The sequence below is a fragment of the Polaribacter sp. Q13 genome, from assembly GCF_016858305.2.
In the GTDB taxonomy this organism is placed as follows: Bacteria; Bacteroidota; Bacteroidia; order Flavobacteriales; family Flavobacteriaceae; genus Polaribacter.
The window spans coordinates 1,131,997-1,153,192 of record NZ_CP074436.1; the positions used below are offsets into that span (position 1 = coordinate 1,131,997).

A 21,196-nucleotide genomic window follows, 5' to 3' on the forward strand; every position below is an offset into this window, starting at 1 on the left:
AGCCCAATATTATAAAAATTTAAGTTCCAAAAATGATTCGCTAAAGTTTCAAGTTTATGTTTATTTGATTTTAACATACTTTACTTGCCTTTATCAAATAAATAAAAGGGTGGATATTTCATCATAAATTTATAATTAGCGAATAGATTCTTTTCTTTTTCTTTTGTCTTTCATTATAAGTACAAGTAACTCACAATGTAAAAAAAGACACCTAAAAATTTATAATTAAGGAAAACATTACAATTTTCCGTAGTATAATAATTTGTATCTCTTTTAAAAATTAGCTGTAATAATTAATTTAATAATTACAAGATTTAGGTTTGTCTTTTATATAATAAGATAGAGGTCAGTAGTTAGTTGCATATAATTTGCTTATGACCTACTTTATCCTTTTCAACCATTTTTGTTATTAAGTTATTGAAAATTGTTGTTTTACTTTGTGAACGATTAATTCTGAAACAAAATTCATTAAAATATCTATTTAAATTAAAGTCACTTACCCAAGAATAAGTTGTTCTTATCCAAGATTTCACTTGATGAATCATTGTATGAAGTACTTTAAAATTCATCCCCCATTACTTTCTATTTGAGTAATATTATAAGCTTTGGCTATTGGTCTGTAACCTCTCCATTTATCGGTTATCACTTTAGCCTTTCTACTGATATGGTTCACAAAAATATATTGCAAAGAACTAGCTGAAAAATCTTCGATTCTCATTGCATACATTCTTTTAACTTTTACATCTTCTGTTAATTCAACAGCAGTTATAGCCTTCTTTTTCTTTGTATTATAACTTCTACCTACTTTATCTTTTTCTCGTCCTCCTAGGACAAATTCATCCACAGGAACAATACCAGTCATTGGATTATTCCCACTACTTTCCATAGCTTCTCTAATTTTAAGCATGAATAAACGAGCAGTCTTTTCTGTGACACTAAAGCGAACTGCAACATAACTAGCAGAAAGACTTTTAGTACTTGTACTCATTTCAAAAACGATAAAAAAGGCTTTTCTAATACCAAACTTTACTTTATGAAAAAGTGTGTTTGATGTTGAGGATTCTTGATGAGAACATATATTACAAGTACGTGAAAAATCTTTTCTTATTTGAGCCTTTTTATGACCCCATTTTACACATACAAAACCATCTTTCCATTTAATATCTGCCTAATATTTCTTGCAATCTTCATCTGTTTTAAACCGATCAGCAAACTCTAGAAGATTTTGTCCTTGAAATATATTCATAATATTACCTATTTATTGATTTTAAAGATATGAATTTAAATACTGACCTCTAATTAGTTAATTAAACTTAGAGTAGATGACATCTACAAACTTACATTTACTATTTTTCAGTCAATACTCCTTTTGCAAATCCACTACCGTGGCAAGAACTCCAAAATACATTTTCATCATAAGGATCAAATTCAAAACCCGTCATTTTATCAACCTGACCTAAACCATAATTGTATTTTGTCCAAGTTTTTCCAGCATCCTTAGAAATATAAATACCACTATTTATTTCTTTTACCTTTTTTCCAGGAGCAACTACTACCGCAATTGTTTTGTTATCTAACGGAGAAACTTTTACCATTTTAATATGTGGCATTTCAAAAATTTTATCCCAAGATTTTCCTTTGTTAGTACTTCTATAAACCCCTCCTTCTTTTATATTTGCAGCACCTTCTCCGCAAGCTAAATAAAGAGTTCCTTTTTTATCAACTTCAACAAAATTGACACTTTTTATTTCGTTTGGTATTTTTACTTTACCCCAAGATGTACCGTTGTTTTTACTTTTATACAAGCCTCCAACAGATTTCTCAAAGCTTCTTCCTAAAGCTGCGTAAATATTTTTATAGTTATTATCATACGTCATCTGCATCACATTTGCGCGGTTTGGCAAACCATCATTACTTAATTCCCACGTTTTTCCGCCATCAGTACTTAAATGAACACCAAATTCTTTAAAATCTGTCATTCTTAAATAGCCATTTACCATCCATTTACTGGTATGCCACCCTCTTTGTGTGTGCGTTGGAATGGTAAACAACATTCTATTTGAATCCTTTTTATCAATAATATGACTGAATGAAAACAAGACTCCATTGGCATTAAATTTTACCATTGGTTTTTCTGAAACTGTAAACCATGTTTTACCAGCATCCGTAGATTTACGTAACTCGCCTGCAAAATGCTGTCTGTTTGGTAAAATATAATAAATATTAGCATTGTTAGGATCAATAGAAATTTCTGGTGCACTGGTTGCTCTATGATCTTTTGCTGTTAATTCTTGTGTTTGACCTTCAATTTGCTTTAAGGCGACAGCTCCTTTATATACTTTATCTCCGTCCGTAGTAGATTTCCATATTCCGTGTTCTTCAGAGGCAAATAAATACTTTCCTTTTGTTCCTGTATTTACATTCAATCCAAAACCAGGTAGATTACTATTTCCTCTACCTACCCAATTTCCACTTCCTTTTGAGGTTTCAATATCATCTCTTTGTTGCCAAGTTTTTCCGTGATCTGTACTGATAAATAATTGCTGATCGTACACCGTAAAAACTTCCCCTTTATTATTGATTTGCAAATCTCTATAACCTTTCGAATTTCCATACGTATTTGCTGCCGCTTCTAAATGCGAAAAAGTCATATTTCCTCCTGACGGATTGTTTCTAGAATCCCAATAGGCATTATCATTTCCTTTTTTCCAATAATCCCCTGCTCTAGCACAAGCAAACCAAGTTTTACCTCCATCTTCAGTTTTCATTACTTCCGCAGGCGGAAAACTTTTATCATGTTTTATGTTGCTAGAAATATAAACTTCATCCGGATTTAGAGGATTTACTACCAACCTATTATAAACAGGTAATATTGAATTCGGGTATTCTGAATATTTTTTCTTCGCTTCTTTCACCGAAATACCAAACCAATAAGCGATCGTTTTTAGGTAATAATTTCTTGAAGAATAATCAGCAATCTGACTCATATCAAAGGGTAAATTACCGGTGATTGATTTCCAAGTATCTCCATTATTTTCGCTTTTATAAACACCGCCATCAGATTTTACCGATTTCCCATTAGGCTCATAATGTGTTTGTAACAACAGATATAAGTTAAACTTCCCTGATTTTTCATTATAATAACTTTGGATATCTCTGGCGTCATTATACGGCAAACCATTTTTCTTTTCTACCCAAGAATTTCCTTGATCTTTTGATGTATAAAATCCGAAATTGGTTAAAACATATAATTGATCAGAATTTCTAGGATCTACAATAATTCTTAACACATCTAAATCTTTAGAAATAGTGTTCATTATTTTGTTCCAAGTTTTACCCGCATCTGTAGTTTTGTAGATAAAACCGTACTCTGTATTTCTATATTTGGAACCATGTGGCTCTTTTAAACTTCTATGAACTCCTTTTATTTTCCAGTGCTGTCCTGCGCCTACATACCAAATATTATCATCCTTAGGATCTATAGCTACGGCATTGAATTTTTTAGTACTCGGAAAATTTTCAATTTCCTCCCAAGTTCTACCTCTATTATTGGTAGTAAAAAGAGTTCCTTGATTTCCTTTCATAATTCCGAAATCATGATTGGTTGCTGAAAAGGCTGTTCTAAAAGGTTTTATTTTACTTCCTAAACCGTCATAATCATTCAAAGTTGTCCAAGAATCTCCTTTATTCCATGTTCCATAACCATTTCCCATATCATAACTTAAAAACATTACATCACTATCATACGGATGGATATTTAAATCTTCGCTATAACCTGAAGTTCCTGGTCCAATTACCGTCCATTTTAAACTCGGATCACTTGTAACTTTTTTAGTTTGTAAGGTTTTAAAATACTTCTTGTTTTGAGCCGTTAAACTTCCTACTACTAAAAAAGCAACCAACATGCTTTTTAAAATTTTATGGTGATTTTTCATTTTATAAATGGTTGTGAATTAACTTCAAAATTCTTTTTTATTATGGAAAATTTATGAATACTATTTATGATACATTTTATACATTTCTGTACCCGCACTTAAAAAAGCTCCGGTTCCATAGACTTCTGTAACATTTTCAGAAGCAACTCCAGGTGCTGCGCCAATAGGCTGTACATAGCCCAACATTCCGTTTTCGTGCACATAACCAGCCATCGCATTCCAACCTTTTATGGCTGCTTTTTTATATTTTGATTTATGAAGTATTTTATTATTAACGCCCCAAGCCAAACCATAAACAAAGAACGAAGAACCACTTGTTTCTGGCGTTGGATAAAATTCATCACCTAACAAACTCATAGCCCAATGTCCTTTTTCTGTTTGAATTTTTACCAATTTCTTAGCCATTGATTTGTAAATTTTTAAGAAATATTTGTACTCTTTACTTTTAGGATTTAATTCGTTCATTATATTTACCAAACCAGCAAATACCCAACCATTACCACGTGCCCAAAATATTTTTTGATCATGATCTCTTTGTTTAATAAATCTTTCATCTCTGTAGTAAAGGCTTTCTTTTTTATCAAACAAAAAGTCTGTTGTGGCTTTAAATTCTGAAACCATAAAATCTAAATACTTTTTATCTCCTGTTACATTATATAACTTTGCCCAAAGCGGAGGAGACATAAATAAAGCATCGCACCAATTCCATCTATTTTGATGATTTGGAGATTCCCATGCCAATGATGTATTTGAAGGGTTTTTTATGATAAAATCTAATAACTCAATGGTAGGAGCTAACATTTTATCTTCCTTATACTTTTTGTACAAATCCACATATAACTGCCCTACTGCATGAGGATCTGCGTGATAACCATGCGCATGTTGATATGACCATTTTTGTTGATTTCCAATATCATTTTTTAACCAATCATAATATTTATCATCCTCAGACAATGCTGCCCATTTTACCATTCCAGAATACAAAGCACCATTAGTCCAATGATTTGGATGATGTTTTTTCTTTCTGCTATAAGTATCTTTAAAATGTTCTATTTGCCAATCCGCATTTTTTGCTAATAGTTCCTTAATCTCTTTTTGTTTTTCGGTTTGCCCTTGAATTTGAAAGGCGCTTATTAGGACTAATAGTAAAAGAAAAGTGTTGTTCTTAAAAATGCTCATGGTTCTAATTTATTTGAGATTTGTTTAATTTTTGATAAAAATAAAATCCTTTAATTTATCCTTTGAAATATCTTTAAACTTTATTCCATTCATCAACACATTTTCATCAATATCAAAAGTCATCGTGTTTTTTGTTTGATAACCTCCTATTATTTTTTCTTCTGAATTAATAATATTGTTGTCTTTTATTTTTAAAAAACCTCTACCATAACCAATAGCTATTGCATTTTTTTTGCTTGAAGTAATCGTATTTCCATCTAAAGTGATGTTGCTAGAACCGAAGTCAATTTTTTCTTCATCCGGAATTTTACGACCATTTCCATGTCCTGTATATCCTGTAGAAAAGATGATAATGGCGTTACCAACATCATTTTTCATAGTATTATTCTTTATCAGCACATCTCTAGTATCATGCTCGATATGAATTGCTTGAGAATACCCTTGCAAACCGCCATCCATTCTAGAATTATTCTGAATAATTACATTTCTTGTATTTGCCAAAGCGATATTAAATCTTGCGGCAACATAAAAAACACAATCATCAATTACAATATTCGCATGATCAATAGCATCCGTTTTAGCAAAAGCATTGTCTATACTTATTTGATGATCTCCTCTTTTAAAAGTACATTTTGTGACTAAAAAATTCTTTAAAATCTCAGAATCCATCGTTTGTAAACTGAATTTACAATCGTCAAAAAAGGTATTTTCTACCAGAATATTTGTAAAATCACCTCTAAAATCTATTCCTGTATATCCGCCATTAGAAAAATTGCAATCTTTAATAGTAATAGTAGACAACGTTTTATCTTTTGCTTCAATTCGCAACAAATTAGTAGCATTTTTGAACGAGATATTTTCAAAAGTTGTAAAACCTACTTTTAATAAAAACAAGTTCAATTTTTGATGTTCTTTTCGAACTTCAAACTTTTTACCATCTGCTCTTTTTTCACCTTTAAAAGTAATTCCTGATTTTTCTATTAAAAAATGTTTATCAGTATTCCTAAAAACAACATCAATATCGATTAAAACAGTATCTCCAGCTTTGGCTTTATTATATGCTTTTTTTAACTTTTCTACCGAGTTTCCTGTTTGAGAAGAAACTTTAATTGTTTTAGCCTGAAGTGAATTAACTCCTAGAAATAATACTAAAACTATTTTAAAAAATGTTTTCATATGTAGACCTTTAATTTTTAGACCAACCTTTTTTAGTACCTTTTAAATAACCAATAGCCCAACCGCTTCCTTTTTGCGAACACCAAAAAACATCTTCTCTGTATGGATCTGGTTTAATATCTACAATACGATCTTGTTGACCTAAGCCATTATTTATTTTACTCCATGTTTTACCAGCATCAAACGAAACATAAGCACCTGGATTTAACATCGCTTTCTTATCTTTTGTTCTTGGAGGTAATGGCACCGAAACAGTAATTATATCAGGATTTACGGGCGAAGTTTCACATTGCCAAACATAAGGCATATCAAATATTTTCTCCCAAGATTTTCCTTTATCCTTACTTCTCCAAACTCCACTTCCTGCATCTGTTGCTTTCTCATTCCCACAAGAGATAAACATGTGTTTTGTATTTCTATCAATGAAAATGTTATTTACAAATTGTATTTTTTCTGGTATTGTTACCTTTTTCCAATCTCCACCTTTATTGGTAGATTTATACAAACCACCATTTTCATCATTAACAGCCGAAAATAAGGTTTCTGGATTCTCGGGATCTAAAACCACACGTCTAAAACTTGCTTTTTTATGCAAACCTTTAGTACTTAATTCCCATGTATAACCTCCATCAAAAGAACGGTAAAAACCATAATCTCCTTTTGTTAAAGTTTTCGCATATGGCCCATGAACTTGCGAAATTGGTTTACGCGTTGCACAGAAATACATATTATCTGGATTTACAGGATCTATGGTTAACGAGTTTACAAACACCAATCTCATGTGAGTTGGTACATCGGCATCAAAAATATGTGCAATGTTTTCCCATGTTTTTCCTCCATCAATAGATTTACGAACCATTCCTCTATTATTCTGTCTATAAGACATAAAATAAATAATATTTGGATCTTTTGGATGCACAGCAACTGTACCCGCAGAGTGCGAACCACCATGATAAATTTGTCCATCTAGCTGCTCTACAGCCACATCCATTTTATTCGGATAATCCCCCAAAGGTACCGTTTGCCAAATTCCGTGTTCTCCACTGCAAAATAAGTATCGGTCTTTTATGCCTGTTTCTAACAATATCGTTCTACCAGGTAAATTACTTCCACCACGTCCAACCCAATGTTTACTTCCAGGTGCAGTTTCATAATCATCAATTTGTTGCCAAGTTTCTCCTCCGTTATCGGATGATAATACCTGTTGATCTAAACAGATAAAAGGTGTTCCTTCTGCATCTAATTCTAAAAAACGATTTCCCCAAGACTCCTCTCTTCTGTCCATTTCTGGTTGCATATGAGCAAAAGTGGTATTCATATTTACCAAATTATTTCTAGATTTCCAATACGCTTTGTCTTTTCCGTCTATCCAATACTTACCTTCTCTAGCAACAGCTTTCCAAGTTTTTCCTCCATCGATCGATTTCCAAGCACCACCTGGTAAAAAAGCTTTGTCGTGTTTACTATTATGCGATAAATAAATCTCGTTTTTATTTTTAGGGTTTACCTGTATTCGATGCCAAATATCTAAAACGTTTGTTGGTAATTTTGGATACATCGTTTTCATTTCTTTTGAACTTTTCTGAAACCAAAATGCTATAGAATTATAATATTTACCTTGCAACGTTCTACTTGAAATCTGATTCATATCTACAGCCAAGTTCCCAGTAATATTTTGCCAAGTTTTTCCGCTGTCTGTACTTTTATAAACTCCGCCTTTAGAAGAAACTGTTTTTCCGTTAGGCACAAATGCTGTTTGATCTACCAAATAGACTACAAACTCTTTTGTCTTTTTATCATAGTAAAAATCAAGATCTCTTGGTCGATTTACCGATAAACCTTTTCCACTTAACTTCCACGTTTCCCCTTGATCTTCACTTCTAAACATCCCTTCATTTGTAGCTGCCAAAATAATTTTTGAGTTATTCGGGTTTACAATAATTCTACCAACATCTATTTTATCAGAATCTCCAACTTTAAAATTTTCCCACGTTTTTCCTTTGTCTCTACTTCTATAAATTGCGTTTTTATTGGTTTTACCAACTTGTCCATTTATATGACGCCAATTCTTTTTTACATTCCAAAAATCTCCAGGACCTATATACCAATTTCTATCGTTTGATGGATCTACCACAACTACAGAATGACGTCCTTTAAAAGATGCTATTTCTGTCCAACTTCTTCCGGTATCTTCTGTTTTATAAAGTTTTCCTCCACCAGAAATTGACATTCCAAAATCTGCATTCTGATAGGAAAAAGCAAAGTTTCGCATTCTAGCCAAATCCTTACCATCTCCACTTGCATTTTTAATAGTTTTCCAACTTTTACCAGCATCCCAAGAACCATATGTATTATACATATCTGGAGACATCATCATTACATTTTTATCTGTTGGATGACACCAAAATTCTTCACAATAACCAGACATACCTGGACCTACTTGTCGCCAGGCTACCAAATCTGTTGATGGCATTTCTTTTTTCTGTAAATCTTTGAAATACTTTTTATCTAGCTGCGCCACAGAAGGGAAACTCAATAAAAAAGCAATAAATAGTAAGAGGGCTTTTTTCATATGTAAATGTAGAATTATGTGTTTTGTTTATGATTTATTACAAATTAGCCTTAATTATCTAACGACAACTAATCCTTGTAATACGGTTGTTTTTTGATTTTTTCCTTTAATAGTTACTCTAACTTCTATAGCCTTATTTCTTTCTATCATTTTCTTTCCCCATAGCGTCAATATTGTTTTTTTATACGGTTTTAAAGCAGGAATTTTTTCTTTTTTGAAAATACGCCAAGAGCCATTCTCTAAATATTCTATGGTTAATTCTGAAACATCTGACTTTACTTGTCCAAAATTCTCTACCTCAATCTCTGCTTTCAAACTTTTTCCATTCAAAGAAAACTCTGGAAATTTACTAGATAAAATGGGTGTTACATAGGTTACCCAAGGCAATCTTGCAAATCCAAATAAAAGGGATTTCTTTTTAGTGCTCCCCAACAATTTTGTTACAAAATTATCATCTGTTAATCCATTATTTTTTCCTTCAAAATATAAGAACAAGTCTTTTCCAACTTTTTCTTTTCTCAAGAACTTACTTCCTCTACCAAAATCGACCTCTTCGGATGCCCCAAAATGCAACGATTTTAAATCAATGTCTTTATGCGGATTAAAGCCGGGTTCTGCCTTTATCAATACTTTAATTTCTGAAGTGTTTTTATCTATTTTCTCAGTATTAACTAGCGCTATCCTCTTCCCCACTGTCATAGGAATGCTAATATTTTTAGAACTATGATTATCGCTACCTTTATCTTGTTTTTTGATAATATCTAAAACCGCAAAATTTGCTTGAAACGCACGTCCGTATTTATCTTGTAACACTTTAATCCGCTCAAACTTATACCAATCTTCTATTGTTCCATCTTTATGTTTTGCAATTCCTGGTAAATACGCTTCTCCTTTGTCCAATTTCCAGTCAACTCCATTTTTAGAACGCATATAATACGCTAATCTTCCTAACCAATCATTTACAACTAAATGGTATTGAATGTCCGTTCTCCAAACAACAGGATCTTCATATCTGCCATCGTACGGAGGATAAACAGTGCCTTCCGTAATTTTTTTATAGGGAGGCAAACCAGTTTCACTTAACCAAATACCGCCACCACGACCAACCATCAACATAGAACCATCTTCACGTTTTGCAAAGGTGTTGTTTGAAAAATGATCTTCTAATTCACGCTGACGTGTATCATACGTAAATTCAAGTTTTTCCCAAGGACCATCTAAAGTTTCAGAATAGTAAGAATAAGCATTAGAAAACTTAAATGCATATAAAAAATAACCTCCACTTTTTAATTTTTGAATCTCCGGATTGTGTCCTGGTCCAATAACCTGACTTACTTTATAAGGTCCAATAGAATTCTCTGAAATAGCATGCACCACCTCAGACCTTGGCCACGCCATATGACCTTTAGGGTCATCTTCTCTCCATCTACAGACAAACAAATGATATGTACCGTTGTCATCTATTTGAATATTTCCTCCCCAATAAGACCATTCATTATCTTCTAAACCATTATCAATATATCTAGGTTTAACATTTTTAGCACCCCAAGTATTTGCAGTTTTTTCACCTGTTTCTGGCATTGGCAAAAAACGATCCATCAATCTTCCTCCAAAGACAATTCCCTTCCAATCATCCGGAGCAGGTCGCTCTACATCTTGCCCCTGAAGCGCAAGCGTACTGCATACCAAAAGCACCAATATTAAATCTAGTTTTCTCATAATGTATTTTATTATTCTTTTAACCAACCATCCGTTGAACCATTTAAATATGTAACAAACCAACCTGATCCCCAAGCAGCACTCCACAATACATTTTTATTATATGGATCTGGTTTTACGTCAACCATTTTGTTTGGTTGCCCCAAGCCTTTGTTTATTTTTGTCCAAGTTTTTGCTCCATTTTGAGACACATAAATTCCTGGGTTTTTAAATTGATCTTTGGCTTTTCCTGCTTGTCCTGCTACACTAATTACTATAATATTTTCATCTAAAGGAGAAGTTTCTACTTGCCAAACATACGGAGCTATAAATATTTTCTCCCAAGATTTACCTTTGTTCTTACTTCTCCAAACACCACCTTCTTCATAACTTCCAGTTTTTCTTCCTGCAGCAATGTATAGGTTGTTGCTATTTCTATCAATAAAAACATTATTTACTGCTTCTATTTCTGATGGAATATCCATCTTTTCCCAAGAAGTCCCTTTGTTTGTAGTTTTATACAAACCTCCATTATTATCATTTGTAGCAGCGTACAAAACATTGGTATTATTAGGATCTAGTTTTATTCTTCTTACACTTGCTTTTTCATGAAACCCTTTGTTACTTAACTCCCAAGTATATCCTCCATCCGTAGAGCGATAAAAACCAAATCCTCCTTTGGTCAATTTTGCAGACCCATTTCCTACTTCTGCAATAGGTTTTCTAACCGTACAGAAATACATGTTTTTAGGTTCTTTAGGATCAATCGTCAACGAATATTGTGTTAATAAACCTTGATAAGAAGGATTATTTCCTTCAAAAATGGTAGAAATATCTTCCCATGTTTTTCCGCCATCTTTCGTTCTACGCAACTTTCCTCTATGTTCTTGTCTCCAAGCCAAAGAATAAATAGTATTCGGATCGTTAGGATGAACTGCCATTGTTGATGTTGAATGTTGGCCATGATTTCCATGATGATCGTGAACCTGACCATCAATTTGTTGTACAGCCACCGCTTGTTTATCTGGCCAACCTTCTAAATCTGTAGTTTGCCATAAACCATGCTCTCCACTTGCTAATAATCGTCTTCCTTTAATTCCGGTTTCGTGTAACATAAATCTACCTGGTAAATCACTGGTTCCACGACCAATCCATTTTTCACTACCTGGTGATGTTTCAAAATCATCTACTTGTTGCCAAGAATTACCATGATCAGAAGATTTTAAAGTTTGCTGATCTATCCCAATAAATACTTCTCCTTTAGGATTAATTGCCAACATTCTATTTCCAGAACGAGCAGGCGAATTATCTATATTGGTTTGTAAATGTGCAAACTCAACATTTGCTCCCATCGGATTGTTTCTACTTGTCCAATATGCTTTGTCTTTTCCGCTTTTCCAATACAGACCATCACGAGCACAAGCAAACCATGTTAACCCTCCATCTTCCGTTTTCCATAAATCTCCTGCACCAAACGTTTTATCGTGTTTTTTATTGAAATTTACATATAACTCATTCTCGTTTATCGGGTTTACAACCAAATGGTTGAATACTGGTAATGTTTCTGTAGGTAAATCTTTAAGCGTTTTTCTTATCTCTTTTTTATTGATTCCAAACCAATTTCCAATAGTATTGTAGTAACGATCTGCTTCCGAAGAAAAACTAATTTTAGTTAAATCAATCGCTAAATTACCCGTAATATTTGTCCAAGATTTTCCGTTATTGGTACTTTTATAAACACCTCCTTTAGCGGTAGTAGTTTTTCCTGCTTTCTCATAAATAGTTTGTTCTACTAAATACAAAACAAAATCTCCTGTTTTAGGATTATAGTATGATGTTAAATCACGTGGTAAATTGTTAGGCAATCCTTTGTTAGCTGCTTCCCATTTATCTCCACCATTATAACTTACAAAAACACCATAATTAGTCGCTATAAAAACAGTTGATGGATTTTTAGGATGATAAATAATTCTCCCAACGTCCAAATCTTCAGAAATATCTGTTGCAATTTTTGAAAACGATTTTCCGCCATTGGTTGTTTTTAACACATACCCATAACTTGCTCTTTTATCAAGTTTACCATGAATATTTTTTAAGCTTCTGTGATTGTTTTTTACATTCCAAAAATCTCCAGCTCCAATCATCCATTCTTTATCATTTTTAGGATTGATGGCAATTTTAGTATGTGCATTGCTAGTGTGTTTCCCTTTTTCTCTTGGAATACTATATACAACTTGCCAAGTTCTACCTCTGTCATTTGAGGTATAAACATCTCCAGCACGTTCTATTGCCACACCAAAATCTGGGTTTTGAGCAGAAAAAGCAATATCATGCACACGTTCCATATCTGTACCGTCTCCATCAGAATCTTTAATGGTTTGCCAAGATATTCCGCCATCCCAAGTTCCGTAACTCACATGCATATCTGGCCCCATAAACATTACGTTTGTATCCGTTGGATGACACCAAAACTCTTCATTATAACCGGACATTCCTGGGCCAAAATTTTTCCATTCAACAGATTGATCAGAAACTACTCTTTCATTCTTTATCTCCTTAAAGAACTTTTTACCGCTCTTAGATATTTGTGCATTTGCAGTTAAACTAAACACAAAAACAACAATTAATAATTTTATTTTATTCATTTAAATTTGATGATTGATGAAACATTTCATTGTAGAAACCAATGCGGAATCTAATTATTTTTCTAACTTTAATTTATAATCATGAGCACCAGGAGCAAAATTGTTTTTATAAACTTTTGTTCCCGTAGCTTTCATTCCTTTACCCCAATTTACCTCTGCTCTATTGTCTCCAAGTACAATATTTGTAAGTTTCTCTTTTAATTGCTTCGCTATTTTTTGATACTTTTTATCAAAAGCCAAATTGTTTATTTCTTGAGGATCATTTGTCATATCAAACAACGCAGGATCTAAATCTTTATACGGAGTATTTACAGCCCAATTCATATCTTCTCCACGTTTTTTATTTGGTCTAGTTTGCATAGAAAAGGCATATTCTTTAGTTCTTATATAAGCTCTTGGACCGGTAACAGCATGACTTTCTCCTACAACATAATCTCTATGAATAGCCTTACCAGAAGCTACATTGGTCAAATTCATTCCGTCTAAATACTTAAACTCTTTTGCATCAATATTAGCACCACCAGCAGCAATAATTGTTGGCGCAATGTCTACAAACTCTGTATAATCTGTAACCACTTTTCCTGCTGGAAAGGCTTTTTTATCAGAAGAAACCACAATAATTGGGTTGTGAGCATCTATTTCCCAAGGTGTAAATTTAGAATATGCACCGTGTTCATTCAATTTCCAACCATGATCTCCATTTACATACACCACTAACCAAGGTTGCTTTTTGTCTTCACTATATTTAATAAAAACATCTACAGATTCACCCACCAAATCATCGCCATAGGCACAAAAGGCATAGTAATCTTGAATCATTTGTTGCTTCTGATCATCTGTAAACTCATTAGAATAAGCATTATTTACTTGCTTTTTAAGCTGTTTTGGCATTTTAGCCCATTCTTCCTTGGTTAATTTTGGTAATTTATAGGTATGTTTTTGAAAACGCTCTCTATATTCTTTTGGAGGTAAAACTGGAGTGTGAGGAAAATCATAACCAATATGGCAAAATAATGGTTTAGAAGTATCAATACCTTTGTATGCTGTTTTCCCTAATTTAAATTCCTTGTTTTCGTTTGATAAAAATTCTATAAAAGAGGAATTATAAAATCCATCACGCGTTTTACCAGCGGGTCTTGGACTTATTCCTCCCAAGATACCATCACTAAATTCAGTTTCAGCTTTTTTATTCGTATGCTTTCTAAGTAAATCTAATTTATCATAAATATTTTTCGCCATTCCCGCAAATTGTGGATTTTGTTCTTCTAATTCTTTGCTAAAAAAATGATATTTACCGTCTTCTGTTTTTAAGTATTTAATATTTTTAAAAGGCTTTACTAATTTCTGACCATCAATTTCTTTTAATAAAGACATTTTTCCCCATTCTGCCATTCCTTCATTGCTCAACGTTTTAGAATCCATATCTGTTTGATACATTTTAGGAGCAACCGCTTTACCATTTTTAATGGTTCTTAATCTTACACCTAGTTTACCAACATGTACTGTTTGATATCCCATTTTTTCCATTTGTTCTGGCAAATGCGGATAAGAGTTTTCTGTATTGTTATTGTGATACTCAAACTCATACACTCCAGAACGAAAAGGGTAACGACCATAATGCATAGATGCTCTTGAAGGCGCACAACCAGAAGCTTGACAATAGGTGTTTATAAACGTAGTTCCCATGGTGCCTAAACGATCTATATTTGGAGATTCTACATACCCTAATTCACTTTCTTCTTTTCCGGTTAGTATTTTATTAAACGAACTAATTGCATCATAACGATGATCATCCGTTAACACCCATAGTACATTTGGCTGTTGTTGTTTTTGAGCTATCACTAATTTACTAGTCAATAACACTACTGATAACAGTACGAATACTTTATAATTTATTTTCATAATCAATATTATTTTTTTTCTAATGGTGCTACTTTTCCATAACCTCCCTTTGGAGCATCATGTGCTGTTTCATGTAAATTAAATTGAGGAATTATCCCTAACAATTCATCTCTTTCTTTTCTATGTGCTTCAGAAACGGTACTCCAATCTTTAATTTTTGGAAAACTTATTAAATCAGTTGGATTTGCACTTACATCATACCAAACATTATTACCATCCTTCATCACCAAATCTCCACGAACAATTTGAGTTTCTTTATGATATGCATAAATCCATTCTCTATGTTTTTTCTTCTTTGTTGTTAAAAACGGAATTAAACTTTCTCCGTTTATTTCATAACTATCTGGAATTTTTACTCCTGCAATTTCAGCGATAGTCGGTAACATATCAGAAATATTTACCAAAATATCTTGCGCTCCTTTTTTAGTCATATGTAATCCTGGAGCGTATATAATTAATGGCACATGCGTTCCTCTTTGAGAAATTGGACTCGATTTCCCATAACCACTGGTTCCGTTATCTGCACAGAAAATAAAAATTGTATTGTCTTCAATTCCCATTTCCTTTAGTTTGTTCATATACAACCAAACTTGATAATCTAAATAATTTACATGGTTGTGAATTCCGTCTTCCGTAATAGTTCCATGGGTATCATACACACCATTATCTCCTGTTACATTGGGTGCTGTTCTTGTATATTTTTTTCCATCCCAACTAATTTTTGGAGTCCCTGGCCATTTATTTCCAGAATCTGGATGCAAAAAATCAAAAGCGTCATGCCCTAAATGACTTGTATGATACACAAAGAAAGGTTCGTCTTCTTTTTTCTTTCTTTCCATAAAATCAAATATGTATTCTAATTCTACATCAGGTCCAAACGTGTTCAAACCAAATTCTTTTTTAGAAGCTTTATCATTTGGCCACCAATCTAAATGTTTTTTAGAACCTGGTTGATTCATTAATTGCACATGAGGTTTCCAATACCAACCAGATTGCACGTAACTTTTTTGCGTTAATGGTTTCCCTGTATCTGCGTTGTATATTTTCTTTTTCCCAGTTTCTTTTCTTGTTTCTAATCTAAAATCTGTCGTATGAATTGCCTTGTTATAAGAACCTTCACCAGGCGTAAAACAACCTTCATCAAACTTAAAACCACTAATATTCATTTGTGTTTTCCCTGCCCAATAGGTAGCATAACCTCCTGCCTTAGCAACATTTGCAATTGAGTGTGGAGAACTATCATACAAATTCCAAGAACCTTTACCTCTTGGTGCTTTTCCTTTGTCACTATTATGCCACCATTTATGTAAATGCGCATATCTACCCGTCATCATCATTGCTCTACTAGGACTACAAACTGTTGCTGCCCAAGTTGTTTTTACAAAAACACCTTCTTGTGCCAATCGATTAAGATTGGGCGTTTTTGCCCTGTATTGTACATCTTGAGTATCTCCACCTTTAAGCTTCCCTCCTTTTGGTAAACTCCAAGTATCTGAACCGTAAATTGGCAATTCTCTTGCGCTAATATCATCTGCATATAACAAAATGATATTTGGTTTTTTCTGAGCTTCCATTGAAAACGACAGCATCATTAATAAGGTTCCTAGAAATATTTTTTTTGATGTTTTCATTAATTTTAATTGATGATTATTAAATAATATGTTACTATTCACTTTCTTTTAAAGCAAAGTCTATTCCAATTTTAATTTATAATCATGAGCACCCGGTGCAAAATTGCTTCTGTAAACTTTTGTTCCGATCGCTTTGGTGTTTTTTCCGAAATTATCTCCTCCCCAATTTACTTCTGCTCTACCATCACCAATTACAATATCTAGTAATTTCTTTTTTAATTGCTCTGCAACTTTTTGGTAATCTGAATCAAAAGCAAGATTATTAATCTCGTTAGGATCGTTTTTTGTATTATATAAAGCTGGGTCCAACTCTTTATAAGTTGCATTCATAGCCCAATCCATATTTTCGCCCCTTTTTGAATTTGGTCTCGTTTTTACAGAAAACATATAATCTTTGGTTCTAATATAAGCTCTTGGGCCAATAGCGTGGTGACTTTCGCCAATTACATAATCACGAGCTTGAATTGAACCAGAAGCAATTTTTTCTAAATCCAATCCGTCTAAATAACTAAATTCTTTATTTTGAATATTTGCTCCTGCTGCATTTAAAATAGTTGGAGCAATATCAACAAATTCAGTAAAATCGGTTACTACCTTTCCTGCTGGGAATTTCTTTTTATCAGAAGAAATCACAATAATCGGATTATGACTGTCAATTTCCCAAGGTGTATTTTTAGCAATTGAACCGTGTTCATTTAGTTTCCAACCATGGTCTCCACAAACATAAACAATCATATAAGGTTGTTTGTTCTTTTTACTATACTGAATAAATTCATCAACAGCATCTCCAATTAAAGCATCTCCATAGGCACAAAACGCATAATAATCTTGCACCATTTTTTGTTTTTCTAAATCTGTAAAATCATCAGAATAACTATTTTTTACTCTCTTTTGAAAAGCTTTCGCCATTTTTTTGAATTCCTCTTTTGTTAATTCAGGAATTTTATAGGCATGCTTTTGAAAACGCGCTCTATAATCTGCTGGAGGTAAAACTGGCGTATGTGGAAAATCGTAACCAATATGAGCAAACAGAGGTTTTGAAGTATTAACACCATTAAAAGTAGTCTTTCCTACATTAAAATTTTTATTTTCATTTTTCAGAAAATCAATAAATGCAGTTGTGTAATTTCCATCACGAGTTTTACCAGCTGGTTGCGGACTTACACCAGACAACACACCTTTGTTAAAAACACTTTGTGGATCTCCCTTTGCAACATTATACTTGTAAAAAAGATCAAATTTTTCAAAAGCCTTTTTTGCCATACCTGCAAACTGAGGATTCTCTTTTTCTAACTGTTCAGATTTATAATACATATTTCCATCTGCATCTTTAAAAAAAGTAACATTCCTTAATGGCTTTTTCAGCTTTACTCCATTTATTTCTTTTACAATACTTTGTTTTCCCCATTCTGGTAATCCTTCATTTTCTACAATTTTAGAATCAACATCCGTTTGATAAAGAGAATAACTAACTGCTTTCTCATTTTTTATAGTTCTTAAACGAACACCCAATTTACCAGCATGCATTGTTTGATATCCTAATTTTGCCATTTCTTCTGGCAACAATGGATATGAATTATCTGTATTATTATTAAAATATTCAAACTGATAAATTCCTGAACGAAAAGGATAACGACCTGTATGCATTGATGCTCTGGATGGCGCACAACCTTGAGCCTGACAATAGGTATTGATAAATGTTGTACCCATATCTGATAGGCGATCTACATTTGGAGACTCTACATAACCTAATGCACTTTCTTCTTTACCCGTTAGTATTTTATTAAATGCTGAAATTGCATCTAAACGTTGGTCGTCTGTTAATACCCAAAGAACATTTGGTTGTTGTTTTTGTGCGAAAAGTGTTTTGTTTGAAACTAGTGCAATTGCAAAAATTAAGGCAATATATTTTAACTTATTCATTATTGTAATTTTAAATTTTTACTATATAAAGGAATTGTTTTTATACTTTTTATTTTTAATACATTTTCCGTTTTATTCAAATTTGGCCAGTAAACTCCATCAATGTATATTTCATCTTTAGGTTGAAGTGGTAAAAACTTTAATTCAAGTTTCATACCATTTTTATAATCTGATAAAAGGTGCTTTGTACTTAAATCCCATACGTTTCCATTGAAGTAATTATCGTATATAAATTCTCCGTTTTTATAAAAACGTAAGGCACTTGCTTCATAATCCACAACAACTCTTACATCATTTAAGTTTGAAGGTATGCCTTTTGGAAAAGCAAATTCAACAACTGTTCCTTTATGCCAAACATCGTCTAAAGGACGCGCTATTTTATTATTTACTTTTCTATTGTTTGAACGGTTTTTAAAACTCAAATTTTTACCATCTTGGGTTTCTTTGATTGAAATAGGAACTTCTACTTTATTAAAATTCACTTCAAACTTATCGAATAAACCATCTTTAGATGCATTTACACCCGCCACAGTATTTGATGGATATGTCCAAACCGCATTTGTAGTGTTTTCACTTATAACCTGAAGCGTATTTTTAACATTATCAAACGTAATTACTTCTGCATCTGATAAGTATAATTTATCTTCATTTTTATATAATTGTTTTGCTTGTTTTTGCGACAATACTAAAAAACGAATTGTTTCTCCATTTTTTTGTTTTACATCAAAATAACAATTCAATCCAGCTTTAGAAACCCTGATTTTAGTGGTTTCTTTCAATTTTGAAACTTTAGCGTTATTGGCTGTTACTGTTTCAATAGTAGTATTATCTAATAAGAACTCTGCATTAATTCCTTCATTTTCAAAGAAAACATAGGTCTTACTTTCTTTTAAGGAAAGAACAGGTTGCGCCGAAGCATATTTAATTGTTGTTTCTTGAAGTGTTAAATTAAAAGGCCAATAAAAATAGGAGTCTACAGGAATCGTTACAGCCTTTTCTGGAATAGTTAATGTTTCATTCTTCAACTTTATTTTAAATTGAATGTTATTAAATTGATACGTTGTATCTAATTTTACGTGGTTATTTACAAAAATAAAACCTGTGTTACCATCTGTTCTAATTGCTCTTTGCAACTTACTTGTTTGTCCTAATTTAAACCCTTTAAGTTCATCTAATTCAGAAGGAACAAAAGTTTTACAAGGCGCTACATATTGTCCAAAGTCTGCCATGAAATTTAATTGAACTGGGTATTCGTGAAAGCTTTTACGTACTTGTCCAAATTCTCCAATAGCAGCTTGAAAATCACGACTAATAACACCATTATCATTTGCACCTTGCTCAATATCACGATTCATGTATGTTAACTTTCCTTTCGGATTGTTCCCACCAACATTCATAAAATATCCAATACCATTTGCGCCACTTCCAAGTTCTACTAAAGATAGCGCTCCGTTGTCTAAATAAGTTAAATTTGTTCTTCTATGATAAGCCATGTCCATTCCAATCCCTGTTTCACAAGTCATATAAGGATTTGCATTGTAAGATGTCTGAACCCCTTCCGATTCTTTTGCTCCATCATTTAATTCTGTATCAACATCATTTGACGCTCTGTAAATACTAAAACTAAAAGCCTCAGGAACATGTTTAGCATCAGCAGGAATCCAAAAATAATCTGCATAAGAGCCATACATTGGTATGGTATTATCTTGTGTAAAAGGAGCATCTGCCCATCCTGTTATAGAATATAGCGGAACTTCCATTCCGTATTTAATAGCCGTTTCTTTTTCCCAATCCATTAATGCTGGATTGCCTTTTGAAACGTGATGCGAAAACTCATTATCTAATTGAATGGCATAAATAGGACCTCCGTCTTTCCAATACAAACCTTCCATTTGTTCTCCCAGTTTTTGGAATAGTTTATCAACCGAGACTAAATATTCTGGATCCATTGTACGTAATTTTCCTCCTCTTCCACTATTCCCAAATGGATTTTTTGGATCTCCTAATCTTTGTACCAACCAATCTGGATGACCACCGTTTCTACATTCACCATTTACCCAAGGGCCTATTCGTGCAAAAAACTTTAGATCGTGTTTTTTACATAATTTAATAAAACGTCTTAAATCATTACTTCCTGTAAAATCCCATTCTCCTTCAATTTCTTCGTGTAGTATCCATAAAACATATGCAGATACACCATCAAATCCTTGCGCTTTCATTTTTAACAGCGCATCTTCCCAATATTCTGCTGGGTAACGTTGGTAATGAAATTCTCCATACGTAGGAATCCAAGGAGTATCGTTTAAAGTTACATATTGGCTGTTAACTGTAATCTTATCACCTTTTGGTGAAACAGCAGACATACCATGAATATTACGAGGTGTTTCTATTTTAATTTTAGAAAAATCTGAAGTTAAAGGTTCATTATAAGTAATGATATTATCAACCTCCTTTAAAGTTATGGTATCCGTTTTACAAGCGTAAAACAGTGCTGTTAATCCCAAAAATAAGATGAATTTTTTCATTTTTTTTATT

The 21,196-nt window shown here is 32.8% G+C and carries 10 protein-coding genes and 1 pseudogene; all 11 read right to left on the reverse strand.

From position 1 onward, the window contains the following. Positions 1-353 precede the first annotated feature (353 nt). Positions 354-1,246: pseudogene (locus JOP69_RS04680) on the reverse strand (IS1595 family transposase). A gap of 100 nt (positions 1,247-1,346) precedes the next feature. Further along, positions 1,347-3,935 (reverse strand): sialidase family protein, encoded by a 2,589-nt coding sequence (locus tag JOP69_RS04685; RefSeq protein WP_203392251.1) that lies wholly within the window; start codon positions 3,933-3,935, stop codon positions 1,347-1,349. A gap of 60 nt (positions 3,936-3,995) precedes the next feature. Further along, entirely contained in the window at positions 3,996-5,114 is a 1,119-nt protein-coding gene (locus JOP69_RS04690) for a glycoside hydrolase family 105 protein (RefSeq protein WP_203392250.1), read from the reverse strand. 24 nt (positions 5,115-5,138) lie between these two features. Further along, the gene (locus tag JOP69_RS04695; RefSeq protein WP_203392249.1) at positions 5,139-6,290 is read right to left on the reverse strand and encodes a right-handed parallel beta-helix repeat-containing protein; all 1,152 of its coding nucleotides are present in this window, start codon (positions 6,288-6,290) and stop codon (positions 5,139-5,141) included. A gap of 10 nt (positions 6,291-6,300) precedes the next feature. Next, a complete protein-coding gene (locus JOP69_RS04700) occupies positions 6,301-8,862 on the reverse strand; it encodes a hypothetical protein (RefSeq protein WP_203392248.1) in 2,562 nt (853 codons plus the stop codon). A 54-nt stretch (positions 8,863-8,916) separates the two neighbouring features. Then, a complete protein-coding gene (locus tag JOP69_RS04705) occupies positions 8,917-10,581 on the reverse strand; it encodes a glycoside hydrolase family protein (protein WP_203392247.1) in 1,665 nt (554 codons plus the stop codon). Positions 10,582-10,592: 11 nt separating this feature from the next. Continuing rightward, positions 10,593-13,205 (reverse strand): hypothetical protein, encoded by a 2,613-nt coding sequence (locus tag JOP69_RS04710; protein WP_203392246.1) that lies wholly within the window; start codon positions 13,203-13,205, stop codon positions 10,593-10,595. A 54-nt stretch (positions 13,206-13,259) separates the two neighbouring features. Continuing rightward, positions 13,260-15,107, reverse strand: a complete 1,848-nt coding sequence (locus JOP69_RS04715) for a sulfatase-like hydrolase/transferase (protein WP_203392245.1) — start codon at positions 15,105-15,107, stop codon at positions 13,260-13,262. Positions 15,108-15,115: 8 nt separating this feature from the next. Beyond that, positions 15,116-16,738, reverse strand: a complete 1,623-nt coding sequence (locus JOP69_RS04720) for a sulfatase-like hydrolase/transferase (RefSeq protein WP_252191191.1) — start codon at positions 16,736-16,738, stop codon at positions 15,116-15,118. A gap of 60 nt (positions 16,739-16,798) precedes the next feature. Then, positions 16,799-18,661: a sulfatase-like hydrolase/transferase gene (locus JOP69_RS04725; RefSeq protein ID WP_203392244.1), complete on the reverse strand. Its 1,863-nt coding sequence runs from the start codon at positions 18,659-18,661 to the stop codon at positions 16,799-16,801. Then, the gene (locus tag JOP69_RS04730) at positions 18,661-21,186 is read right to left on the reverse strand and encodes a beta-galactosidase (protein WP_203392243.1); all 2,526 of its coding nucleotides are present in this window, start codon (positions 21,184-21,186) and stop codon (positions 18,661-18,663) included. Before JOP69_RS04730 ends, JOP69_RS04725 begins: the two co-directional genes overlap by 1 nt. Between the last annotated feature and the right edge of the window lie 10 nt (positions 21,187-21,196).

Excerpts from the sequence above, each read along its gene's own strand:
- JOP69_RS04725 (WP_203392244.1), bottom strand. The coding sequence starts at position 18,661 with ATGAATAAGTTAAAATATATTGCCTTAATTTTTGCAATTGCACTAGTT.
- JOP69_RS04695 (WP_203392249.1), bottom strand. The coding sequence starts at position 6,290 with ATGAAAACATTTTTTAAAATAGTTTTAGTATTATTTCTAGGAGTTAAT.
- JOP69_RS04685 (WP_203392251.1), bottom strand. The coding sequence starts at position 3,935 with ATGAAAAATCACCATAAAATTTTAAAAAGCATGTTGGTTGCTTTTTTA.
- JOP69_RS04700 (WP_203392248.1), bottom strand. The coding sequence starts at position 8,862 with ATGAAAAAAGCCCTCTTACTATTTATTGCTTTTTTATTGAGTTTCCCT.
- JOP69_RS04710 (WP_203392246.1), bottom strand. The coding sequence starts at position 13,205 with ATGAATAAAATAAAATTATTAATTGTTGTTTTTGTGTTTAGTTTAACT.
- JOP69_RS04720 (WP_252191191.1), bottom strand. The coding sequence starts at position 16,738 with ATGAAAACATCAAAAAAAATATTTCTAGGAACCTTATTAATGATGCTG.
- JOP69_RS04690 (WP_203392250.1), bottom strand. The coding sequence starts at position 5,114 with ATGAGCATTTTTAAGAACAACACTTTTCTTTTACTATTAGTCCTAATA.
- JOP69_RS04715 (WP_203392245.1), bottom strand. The coding sequence starts at position 15,107 with ATGAAAATAAATTATAAAGTATTCGTACTGTTATCAGTAGTGTTATTG.
- JOP69_RS04730 (WP_203392243.1), bottom strand. The coding sequence starts at position 21,186 with ATGAAAAAATTCATCTTATTTTTGGGATTAACAGCACTGTTTTACGCT.
- JOP69_RS04705 (WP_203392247.1), bottom strand. The coding sequence starts at position 10,581 with ATGAGAAAACTAGATTTAATATTGGTGCTTTTGGTATGCAGTACGCTT.